The sequence below is a fragment of the Vibrio sp. T11.5 genome (assembly GCF_027587155.1).
Taxonomy (GTDB): Bacteria; Pseudomonadota; Gammaproteobacteria; order Enterobacterales; family Vibrionaceae; genus Vibrio; species Vibrio neptunius.
This window is the reverse complement of the sequence record NZ_JAPPTP010000004.1, coordinates 224,350-236,727: the sequence shown is the minus strand read 5'-3', so window position 1 is coordinate 236,727 and position 12,378 is coordinate 224,350. Positions and strand designations below refer to the sequence as shown.

At 48.9% G+C, this 12,378-nt stretch carries 5 protein-coding genes; all 5 read right to left on the bottom strand.

Annotated features, from left to right (window positions below; genetic code table 11):
- Positions 1-55: 55 nt before the first annotated feature.
- On the bottom strand, positions 56-673 hold the full coding sequence (locus OH455_RS06795; protein WP_269980835.1) for a hypothetical protein: 618 nt from the start codon (positions 671-673) through the stop codon (positions 56-58).
- Positions 670-2,259 (bottom strand): MDR family MFS transporter, encoded by a 1,590-nt coding sequence (locus tag OH455_RS06790; RefSeq protein WP_206375036.1) that lies wholly within the window; start codon positions 2,257-2,259, stop codon positions 670-672. Before OH455_RS06790 ends, OH455_RS06795 begins: the two co-directional genes overlap by 4 nt.
- Entirely contained in the window at positions 2,256-6,341 is a 4,086-nt protein-coding gene (locus OH455_RS06785) for a non-ribosomal peptide synthetase (RefSeq protein WP_269980834.1), read from the bottom strand. Before OH455_RS06785 ends, OH455_RS06790 begins: the two co-directional genes overlap by 4 nt.
- Before the next feature lie 90 nt (positions 6,342-6,431).
- Entirely contained in the window at positions 6,432-11,960 is a 5,529-nt protein-coding gene (locus OH455_RS06780; RefSeq protein WP_269980833.1) for a type I polyketide synthase, read from the bottom strand.
- Between the two features lie 139 nt (positions 11,961-12,099).
- Positions 12,100-12,375, bottom strand: a complete 276-nt coding sequence (locus tag OH455_RS06775) for an acyl carrier protein (RefSeq protein ID WP_019276642.1) — start codon at positions 12,373-12,375, stop codon at positions 12,100-12,102.
- Between the last annotated feature and the right edge of the window lie 3 nt (positions 12,376-12,378).

Sequence of the window (12,378 nt, the reverse complement as noted above, 5' to 3'; positions counted from 1 at the left end):
AGTTTATCGTGTTGTAATTTGATACCAAATAACTTGACGGCAAGTAGCTAGAAATTTATGCGCTTGCTTCCGATGACCATCGAAAGCTGGGCCAGTAAAAACTGAAAGCAATCATCGCCAACGTCAGTGGCCAAGCGCCAATGAAAACAAAGTAGTCAGCGTAATCTGGCATATCACTGGAGAACTTAATCACGAGCAGCGCTTTCACTGCGTAAGCGAGAATCCAACCCAGAGAAATCTCCTGCCAAACTTGGGCGTATTTTGGCGAGCCATAGACAGGCAACTGCATCAAACGAGGGAGCGCATTTTCCGCTTGAGTCCGAACCACTGGGCGGCCGATCATGGAGTAGAAACCAAACACGACAATGACGGACAGTGATCCGCCTACCGAAAGAAAGACGCTTTCTTGGTCAATTCCAAACAGGGTGTAACCATGCAGGTAAAGGTAGTGAATGCTGCCAGAAACCAAAATCAAAGCGATAATGGACAGAGAACCACTCCGTTTGCTGAATAACTCCAGCAATGCGGAGTAGCACGCTGTTACAATCAGCGCCGCTCCGGCTCCTACTCCCCAGAAAACAAGGTTGTAGATCAGAATGGGTACTATAATGGTCATTCTTGCTTCCGAAGACAGCAGATAGCTCCAGACACTCATCGATGTTTTGTCACTCATGCTGATTCCTCTTTTTTTAGTCGAAGTTGGAAATCACGGTTTGAGCACAACACCATGATGGCGGTGGCGAGCATCATGAAACCCATGATCATAAATAAGTCATTAAAAGCCATGATTTGCGATTGAATTGCCATCCTTTCGCCGAGAATGCTCACCGCGGTTTGTTGAACATTGGTGCTATCAGACGACAACCCCTGATTGACCAGCAGATTCTTTACTTCACCCAGATAGTGATAAAATGGCTGACTACCTGTCAGCAAGGTGGATTTGATGGAATCGAGATGGAAATAGATCCGAGTAGTGAAATAGGTCGACAACACCGCGGTACCCATTGATCCACCCAGACTGCGAAATACGTTGATTAAAACGGCCGATGAGGCCGCATCCTCTGCTTTAATATTTTGAGTCGCTAGCATGGAAAGTGGCACCATGATAAACGGCTGGCCTAATGCACGAACTAACATAGACGCGATCATCTGCGGGCCAGCAAAATCAGCATTCATATGGCAATCCATAAAGGCACTAATAGCCAAACCAACGAAACCGATGAAGATAAGATACTTAGGGTTATAGCGACGAATGAGAAATGGGATCATAGGTAAAATTACCAACTGCGGCAGCCCCATCCAGATAACCACATGACCAATCTCTGTCGCATTGTAATCGTGAATCATCGTCAGGTAATACGGCACTAGGAATAACGTGCCGTAAATAGCCGAACCCAACATAGCAAAGATGAGTAAGGAATAGGAGTACTGATATTCCTTAAACAGGCGAATATTAATCAGAGGGTTACGGTGTACGATTTGGTCATAGACAAAAATCACAAAGCTGATGGCAGAGAGCACCGCCAGTACGCAAATCATGCGCGAGTCGAACCAGTTTTCATCACCGCCTTTTTCCAAAATGACTTCCAGCGTACCAAGAAACATCATCACTGACACAACGCCAACAAAGTCACCCTGACGAATGATTTGCCAGTTAATGATGGGATGCTTCATTGAACGTTGAATCAGAGCCCACGCCACCACTGACGGTAAAACATTGACGTAAAAGATCGCGTGCCATGAAAAATGTTCCGTGAGCCAGCCGCCGATCGCTGGTCCTATCGCTGGGGCGAACGTGGCGATAATACTGAATAACGACATCCCCATAGGGCGTTTTTCTAGCGGCAAGATTTCAATAATCAAACGGAAAGACAAGGGGATCAATGCGCCACCACAAAAGCCCTGCAAAGCGCGGAAGACAATCATCGAGTCCAGATTCCACGCCATCGAACAAAGCAAGGATGAGCCGAGAAAACCGCCGATACACCATAAAGCGTAACGGCCCGTTCCCAGCGCTTTTGATAGCCAGCCACAAAGTGGGATCGCCACAATCTCAGCCGTAAAGTACGACGTCATCAGCCAAGAGGCGTCATCCAGGGACGCAGACAGCGCCCCCTGAATGACTTTCATCGAGGAGTTAGTGATCTGGATGTCCAGAATTGCCATAAAGCCACCGATGAGGCCGCCGATGATAGCCCACCACTCCTTCCTTGAAACGACGACTTCGCTTTCCGGTTTTGAAAGTGCGATCGTACTCAAAGCAATTCCTCCTGTAGACGACTCGTCAAATCACCAATGTGAGGCGCGTTCATCATGGAGATGTGATCGCCCTTAGTGGTCAATACGGTCAGCGGCTGCTCGCTGTATGCCTGCCAACCCAGCCCAGATTCTTTCAGTCGCGTGCGGCCAGTTAAGATCTCTTCGGCTTCCGCCACGACAATAGGACCAGAATATCGCTGTCCCTGATATTCATCAGTGGCCTTCATATGAGCCTGAAGAATGGCGAGAAAATGCTGGAAATCCTCAGCGCTGATATTATCCGGCACCAAATTCGCTTTACGAAAACCGGTCAGGAATACCTGTGTTCTTTCCGCTTGTGACATCTTCGCCAATTGCTCGCCCGAGGTACCAAAAGACGTTCCAGTTAGCCGCTCTACCTTGTAAGCGAAGTAGGCAAGGCGATCATGCTCAGCCATAGTGGCGCTGTTATCGACGTTTACTTGAGGAGCTGGTTGGTCAAAAATCAGAACCTTCGGCTGGTTTCCGGTCAAGGCCTGAACCTGACACGCCATCTCAAAAGCAAGGGTTCCTCCGAGTGACCAACCACCGATGATCAACTCTGGACGCTCTGCTAGTTCGCCGAGCTGCTTCACGTAGTACTCAGCTAGCGTCGACACTTGGCGGTTGTACTCAGCTAGCCCCTGAAAATCAGCTACCTGAACACCGTAGACCGGATGTTCTTTGCTCAGCCCCTTCACTAACTCGTCGTAACAAAGCACATTGCCGCCAGCAGGGTGAATAAGCAGTAACGTCGGCTTCTGCTGAGGATTTCCCTGATTGAGCACCACAATCGAGGAGCCATATTCAAAGCTATCGGATACCTGTTCGATCAGTGTGCTAAGTCGTGCAACACTGCTGTTTTCCAGTATCTGGCCTAGGGTCAAGGTGGTGGAGAAGGCCTTGTTCACTTCAATCAGCAGTTTCAATGCACTGATGGAATTTCCCCCAAGATTGAAGAACTCGTCATCAATACCGACCTGCTGAGTGCTCAAGGCTTGCTGAAACAGGAGCAGCAAACGAGCTTGCGTTTGATTGTTCGGATGGGAAGAAGCCGATGTCTGTGTATTCCGCTTAGCCTCAGGCAACCCCTCATAATTGATTTTTCCGCTTGCGGTGATTGGCATAGCGTCGAGCCACATCCACATTTCTGGTTGCATGTAGGCGGGTAATAGCTGTTTCAGTTCCGTCTTAATCCCTTCCTGATCGCCAGTTTCACCAACAACGACATAAGCGACCAAACGGCTAGAGTCCGCGGTTTGCTGCTGAACAACCGCTGCGCGTTCAACATTAGTAATCTGGCCCAGCGCCTGTTCAATCTCGGCTAGCTCAACTCGATAGCCACGTACTTTGACCTGACGATCCAAGCGACCAAGATATTCAAGGTTGCCATCCGCTAACAGGCGGCCTTTGTCACCAGTACGGTACAGACGCTCACCCGGTAAGTACGGGTGGGGAACAAAGTGACGCTGTGTTTGCTCATCGAGGCCAAGGTACCCTGAAGCCAACTGCGCTCCACCAATACAAATTTCACCGAGTACGCCAGCAGGAAGCAGTTGTTGGTGAGCATCGAGAACCAGTACATGACTTCCATCGAGGGCCTGACCAATAGGTGCAACCTGATAACCCAAATCCGCGATGTTGTCGGGAATCGTCAATGTCGTCACCCCCACCGTGCACTCGGTTGGCCCATAGTGATTGACTATCTGGCAGCTTGGTTTGAACACTTTGACTTTCTCAATCAGAGAAACTGGTAAACGCTCACCGCCAAGTACCAATTTGCGCTCCGGAAGCAGATGCTGTGCGTTCGGGGCGTTCAACAACGCAGACAAATGTGTCGGCGTGATCTTCATACAATCAAGAGGTCTATCTTTTAGATAATTGGCGAGTTGTTCTGGGCTTTCCAGTAGGCCATTGGTCACTATCTCCAACTCGCCTTGCCCGACCAAAGCTGGGAATAACATGGTATGCGCCAGATCCGTGGAGAAGGACGACATTAAGCCATAGCGTGCTTTGTGAGTTTGTTCGAGTACTGGAGCAATCGCTCGGCAATAGTGGCTAAGTTGGGAATGGTGAACACACACACCTTTTGGTGCCCCTGTACTGCCAGAGGTATAAATGATGTACGCTGGTCCATCGCCAAAATCATCTGGCGGATTAGTGCGTGTTGGTGAGGTGTTACTCGTTTCTGTGTTCAGAATGTCGACCCAATTTAGTGAAGATTGTGTAGCCATTGCTTTTAAAGCAATGGGTACTTCACCTACGAGTAAAACACGCTTAACTTTAGCATCGTTTAAGATGAAGCCGATTTTAGATTCCGGCAGATTGATGTCGATAGGAAGGTAACAACCACCCGCTTTCAGGGTGGCTAATATCGCTACCACACTATGCTCACTTTTTTCCATCAGTATCGCGACGGGCTCACCGTGACTCATACCTTGCGAGGCCAGTTGTGCTGCCAGCTGATTAGCGCGCTCATTAAGAGCGGCGTAGCTCAGTGTGCGGCCTTCACAACGCACTGCCACGTCTTCAGGGCAAGCTAGCGCCTGTTGCTCAAATTGCTGATGAACCGGCAACGCTTGACTTGCCTCTGCCGGTAAACATGTCTTCAGCAGAGACTGGCGCTCATCTGCCGTCACCAATGACAAGGCTTTAATCGACTGCTGTGGGTGCTCAACCAATGCCGTCAATATGGTGTGTAAATCACGCAGCATTCGCTGCACGGTGGCACGTTCAAACAGCGCTGTACTGTAGTTGAATGTGCACAATAAACCGTCGCCGTCTTCCTCTATCCATAGGTTGAGATCCAACTTAGACATACCGTAGTCTACTTTGAGTGGCGAATAGCTAAACAAGGTATTGGTTCGTGAGTGCGGATAAACCTGGTAGGTCAGCACCGCCTGATAAAGCGGGTTAACACGTGCATCTCGCGAATAGTCGACCACATCCAGAATACGATTAAACGGTACGCTCTGATAGGCAATCGCCTCTTCACTTTCGGCTTTCGCTGCTTCTATCACAGTCGAAAGAGGCAAATCATCATTGAGCGTGAAACGCAGTGGCAGCGTGTTCATGAACAATCCCATCATTTCCTGCGTCTGGGCATCACCGCGATTGGCGAAAGGCACACCAATCACAATGTCATTCTGATTACTGTATTTATGCAGGAGTAACTGGTAGGCCGCCAGCATCAGATGAAAGGTAGTCGCCCCCTGTTTTGCTGCGCAAGACTGAAGCTGATGACAGAAGCCTGCATCAAGTGGATAGCTGACATAACTTCCCTCAAAATTGATCGTATCTGGACGAGGGTGATCGGTTGCTAGTTCCAGTACACTTTGAACACCACTGAGCTTATCGCGCCAGTAGTTGAGACCCTGTTCGTACTTACCTTCTTCAAGACAGCGGCTTTCTTTTAAGGCGTAATCAGTAAACTGCGCTGCATGATCTACCGTCTGGCCAAAGTAAGTGCCCATGAATTCTTTGAAGCACAAGCTGACGGTCCAACCATCTGAAATAATATGATGGAAGGTCAGCATAATGATGTATTCACCCGGCTGAGTTTTTGCCATTCGCCAGCGAAACAGTGGTCCTTTAGTCAGGTCAAAATTCTTTCTGCCTTCTTCACGAGCGACTCGCATGACCCACTGATTTTTATCCGCTTCAGGCATGGCAGTAATGTCATCAAAACCAAAATCGAAACTGGGCTGGTTGTCGATGCACTGGTAAGGCTCGCCATCGACCACTCGGATCGTGGTGCGGAATATGTCGTGATTATTGACCATTTTCGTCAGAGCGCGTTCGACTCTGTCTTGTTCGAACTCGTGATCAATGTGACAGGTGATCGCCAATGGGTTGTTATAGGCTTTATTGTCTTCGAGGAATTGATCCAGTGTCCAAATGCTCTTTTGCGCATTGGTGAGAGGGAATATTTTGCGTTTTGGTTCCATTGTTGAACAACGGTTCTCTTCCATGAGCTGCGCTTTTTTCTGTTTTTTCTCTCTGGCGAGCCTTTTCAGCTCTTCAAGTCCCATAGAGTTCAAAATCTGATTCGTTTTAGTTGTCATAGCCGTGCCCTTTACTGTTTGGAAGATTTGGCTGTCGTGCGGCAGCCTGAAGGTGATAAACTTCCCGGGCTAATGCCCGGGAAATGGGCGCTATTCACTCTGAAGAACAGATTCAAACGCTTCGATGATCAGGCCGGACAGCCCTCTTACGGTTTGATCCTGATAGAAGAGATCCACTCGAATATCGACTTCAAACTTGGCTGATACTTTTGACACAATTTGCACCGCCAGCAGCGAGTTACCGCCAAGCTCGACAAAATTGTCATCAACACCAATACCTGAAATGCCTAGAATCGACTGCCAGACTGCAATGATCTCTTTTTCGATATCATTTTCAGGTGCCACATACTCGACTGAGAGTTCTGGACGGGCGTGCCCTTGGCTGACTTCCGCTTCCAGCTCTGCCAACTGCTCATCTTCCTGTTCAGGAATCGCTTCGTAGATAAGCTGGCCTAGATCACTGGTCACCACGACGAGTTGCTCAAACTCTAGGTGTGCAAGCTGTCGTTTCAGTGCGTCCAGACCTTCATAGAACAGAATATCCTTGTCAGAGACATCGACAGCAACCTGAGTTACAGCAGACGCTGGCGCAGAAGCGGCAACCTGATTCTCAGCTTTCATACGTACTAGCGTGTAGTTCTCCAAAATCATCAACGGCTTGCTATCAGCGGATAGGAAGACCACATCCAAGATGATGGTGCTGTCTTCCGCCTGGTACGGCTGTTTGAGTTTGATGTGCGCGTAGCAATCTCCGTCAAGCGGTGCTAGATAGCTTATCTTGCCGTAGCTGATTGGCAGGTAGTTGTCTGTCGTGATCAGGTTGATACAGCGAATGGAGACCGAGTCAATTAGCGCAGGGTGATACGGATACTGCTCAAAATCACTCTGGAACTGAGCATCGAGGTCTTTATGAATCAGCCATTCACCCTCACCTTGCCATGCACACTTAGGGCCATTCCAACGCTCACTGAGCGATAGGAAGGTTTCACCCGTTACGGCATTGACGTAATCCTTGCCGGTTAAGTCATCGGGCAATTTGTTAATGCAGCGAGACTGAATCGCTTCAAGTGAATCTACAGCAGCAAGGCTCTCTTCACTCTCGACACCACGACCGAGGTTGCCCAACGCATGTTCGTCCCACTCGATGTCACGGACGCCACGGCTACGAAGGCTGAAGCTGTAGCCCGCTCCTTCACTGCGTACATATAGACGCATTTCACGTGGCCATGCGTTGTGATAAATCGCTGGTTTGGTCAACAGCAAGTTCTTAACCTGAAGCGCTTCCTGAGGTTTGAAGTGATTCATCAGGGTATGTAGCATCGACAGTATGGTGGTACCAACCAAGGTCGGTTGATTCGACAAGCTATGCTCGTTGAGTACCCAGTCATTCTGCACATCCAGATTGACTCGATATTCTTCTTCCATACCTTTACGGCCGAGCAACGTAAGCAGCCCTGTTGGTTCTAGAAGCGCTTCGTTGGCTTTGTTTTTCTCATCCAACTCACGAGCCCATTGAACGGCCATGCCGACATCACCCCATTTGCCCCAGTTGATTGCAATGGTTCGACCGTTTCGATTCTGATTACGGTAGCTGGCAAACACATCCATAAAGGCATTGCCAGAACAGTAGTCAATTCGAGCTTCGTCACCGACAATCGAGCTGATGGATGAGAACAACACCATGAAATCAGGCTGGCTATCTATAGTCAGGTCATCGAGAATCAGGCTACCGAGGATTTTCGGTTCCAAAACACTGGCACAATCTTCATCCGACTTAAGCGGAATGATGCCGCCACCCGCAATACCAGCCGTATGGAAAATGCCATCAAAGCGGTCATAGCGTTCAAACACTTCCGACATAGCCACATAATCACAGACGTCCACATTGACTAGGTCAATGGTGTTACCTTGCTCTTCAAGACGCAGGATGCCCGCCAGTTTTTCACTCATTGGGTCATCGACTGGGTGATTCTGAATCCAGTCATGCCATTGCTCGCGTTCAGGCAGTCGACTGCGATAGGTCAGAACAAGCGTCGCATTGCTCATTTCCGAGATGTGGCCGGCCACCAGCATACCAAGGCCGCCCAATCCACCAGTGATGAGATAAACGCCATCATCTTTGAATTGCGCCGGTAAGCCTGGTTCTTGCTCTTTTAAGTTAACCGCCTGATAGTCTTCCTCCCAACGGCATCCACCTCGATACGCTACCAGTTGGCCGTCGGTGTTAATATTGCTCTCTGCAATAAGACAACGAGCTGCCTGCTCTACCGTCCAATGGCCCGAATCATTCGCTAAGTCCGTAGGCCAGTCGATATCGACCAAATGGCACTGAACATCTGGGTACTCGTGGTAGAACACACGAGCAGGTCCCACCAACAGTGCTTTCTCAGGCGCGTAAACGCGTTCCCCAGAGACACTGAAGATATTATTGGTCACCAATAAAAGGTGAAGGTTATCCAACAAGTTCTCATTCACCAGCGCCTGTTGCAGATACAACGGACTGTAGAAAGAGTCCAGCTGGTGTTCACGGCATAGTTCAAGGTCGACGTCACCTTGCTCAGGAGAGAGGTTCCACAGATCAACAATGCGGATTGGATTCATCTCTTGAGCTTTGACGGCTTTAAGTACTCGGATGTAATCTTCACGAGAGGTTGGGTCAATAACAAAGCTCTTCGTGCTGTCGCCAGTGACGACATTTTCCTGATAACAGACGCCTTTGAATACAGTCACCACTTGTTGGCCTGATGCCAGAAGCTGAGAATGCAACTGATCAGCGATACCATACTCGTCAGCTAAAACTACCCAACAATCATTTTCAGCTTGAGTTTGTTTGCTCGGCATGAAGTCAGCAGGAATGGTTCGCTTCCACGCAGGCATATAGAACCAGTCACCGACATCGGTTTTCTTGCGTTTCAAACCAGCTTCCACACTGCTACTTGATAGGCTTTCAGCATTACCTGTTTTCAGCTCAGGCAGTTTGAATTCATTTCGTTCGAACGGGTAGCCAGGCAGAGGCAGGCGACGTCGGCGCTCATCACCATAGTAAGCTGTCCAGTCAATCTCGATGCCATTCGCCCATAAAGCGCCAAGCATTGAGACAAAATACTCTCCGGAAATCTCGACTTCTTTCGCCGTAGGCAAAGAAGAGAAGATATCAGCATTCGACCCATCTTCTTCACGGAAGTGTTGCTTAGCCGCAGACTCCAAAGAACGGCCCGGCCCCACTTCTAAAGCCACAAAACCATCCTGATGATCGGCCATCAAGGTTTTGAATGCATGCGAGAACAACACAGGGTTTCTGACATGGCGCACCCAGTAGTCGCTATCTTGTGCTAACTCATCACTGATCCATTCGCCATTTACCGACGAGACGAACGGAATCTGTGGCGCATTCAGCTCAATGCCATCGATCACGTCTTTGAACGCTGGCAACATAGGATCCATCATGCTTGAGTGGAAGCCGTGTGACGTATCCAAGTGCTTGCAGAAGATGCCTTCTTCTTCCAGCTCATATTGGAATGCTTTTATCGCTTCAAGCTCACCCGCCACCACACAGAGCTCTGGGTAGTTGACTGCCGCGATGTCCAGTTCACTGTTTGATAAGCGCTCTGTGAGCTCAGCTTCTTCCATCAAAACGGCTAACATTGCACCCGCCGGCAGAGCCTGAACCAACTTGCCACGAATCGCGACAGCTTTGAGCGCATCTTCCAACGAGAACACGCCTGACAAACATGCTGCCACGTACTCACCGACACTGTGACCAATCATCACATCGGGCTGAATGCCCCATGACATCCAAAGCTGTGCAAGGCTGTACTCAACAACGAACAACGCAGGCTGAGTGAATTGAGTTTCGTTGATACGAGCCGCGGTTTGATCATCTTTTGGGAAGATAATCTCACGCAGATCCTGTTCAAGAATTGGCATCAGATACTCGCAGCACTGATCCATCGCTTGTTTAAACACCGGATACGTCTGGTAAAGGTCACGAGACATGTTCGGATATTGGTTACCCTGCCCCGGGAACATAAACACCATTGGTCGCTTTGATTTGCTTCCAGATACAATCTGAGAAGGCTTAGCCAGCGCTTCAATGATAGCGTGACGATCATTGCCAACCACCGAGGTGGAAAATTCGAACTGTTTGCGGCCTACCTGCATGGTATACGCCACGTCCGCAACGTCTGCATCTGGGTTATCTGTCAGGTAACTTGCTAGACGCTGTTTCATCTCATTCAATGCGTTACGACTGCGGGCTGAGAATGGGATCATGAGTGGCGAGTTATGCGCATCACCCGGTTGAGTCTCTGGCGCCGTTTCGAGGATCACACACGCATTGGTACCTCCGACACCAAAGGAGTTGACCAACGCATTATTTGGCTTGCCCTGCTGTTTAAACGCTGTCAGTTCGGTGTTCATCACGAACGGACTGGTTTCAAACTCAATGTTTGGATTCGGCTCAGCATAATGCAGCGAAGCTGGAAGCTGTCCGGATTCTAATGCCATTGAGGCTTTAATCAGGCTGGCAACACCCGAAGCGGCATCAGTATGTCCGATGTTAGTTTTAACCGAGCCTAGACGGCAGAACTGCTCTTTATCCGTGAAATGGCGGAAGGTTTGCGACAAAGACGAAAATTCAATCGGGTCGCCCAACGCTGTCGCCGTACCATGCGCTTCAACAAAGCGGATGTTTTCTACATCAATATCCGCCTTGGAAATCGCCTGCTTCGCGACTTCGACCTGTCCTTCAATGCCTGGCGCCGTGAATCCCGCTTTGAGGCTGCCATCATTGTTGATTGCCCCACCTTTGATCACTGCGTAGATGTGGTCGCCATCTTTGACTGCGTCTTTAACACGTTTGAGCAGCACAGCGCCGACACCGCGACTAAACACCGTACCATTGGCACGAGAATCGAACGCGTAACAGCGTCCATCCGCTGACTCCATACCGCCTTGCATGTATTTGTAGCCGCGGCGCTCCGGTGTATCGATGGATACACCACCAGCAACGACAAGGTCACTTTCACGGCTTAACAAGCTGTTAATTCCCATCACCACCGCCACCATTGCGGTTGAACAGGCCGTCTGCACATTCACACTTGGCCCTTTTAAGTCCAGCTTGTAGGAGACTCGCGTTGTGACATAGTCTTTATCGTTATTGGTCACAACAGACGCGCCGCTGGCAAACTGGCTGACACCCGGATGGGAATGGACTTTGTTTAAATGCCACGCTGTACCTGTGCCACCAAATACACCCACTTTGCCCGGATAACTCGAAGGCACGTACCCCGCATCTTCAAAAGCATGCCAGCTGCTTTCCAGAAACGCACGGTGTTGAGGATCCATGATTTCCGCGTCACGAGGAGTAATATCAAAGAAGTGCGCATCGAAATGTTGCGCGTTGCCGAGAATACCTCGGCGAGGAATGTAGTTGGGTGAGGCAATCAATTCTTCATCGACACCCGACTCGCGAAGTTCTTGTTCGCTAAATGTTGTGATGGTTTCCAGCCCTTCAGCGAGGTTCTTCCAGAACGTCGTGATGTCTTCTGCACCAGGGAATCGGCCTGACATGCCAATAATAGCTATATCTTTATCGCGCAGTGTTGCTTGGTCTTTCATATGCTACCTCACGGGTTGTATGTCGTATATATTTGTACTTATTTCGGCAAAAACGGCCCCTCTCCTTTGAAAAGAAAGGAGTGTTTCAATCAGCGAATAAAATGAATTTGTCTTCTAGGTAAAACTATTTAGCGAAGTTTTAATTCGATTTTTCTAATAACACCTGAGGGTATTTTTTAGATATATTCTTACTTAGCGAATCCACTGTAGGACATTGAAATAACTCGATAATATTAATCGGAATTCCAAGCTGTCTTTTTATTTCCCTGTGTACTTTGCTCATTAATAATGAGTTTCCTCCTGCATCAAAGAAGTTCTCATCTCGGGCAATTTTTTTAACGTCTAAAACCGATTGCCAGATTGAGAGAACACGGTTTTCAATTTCAGGTGTCATATTGGGTTTGTTATTCGACATAGT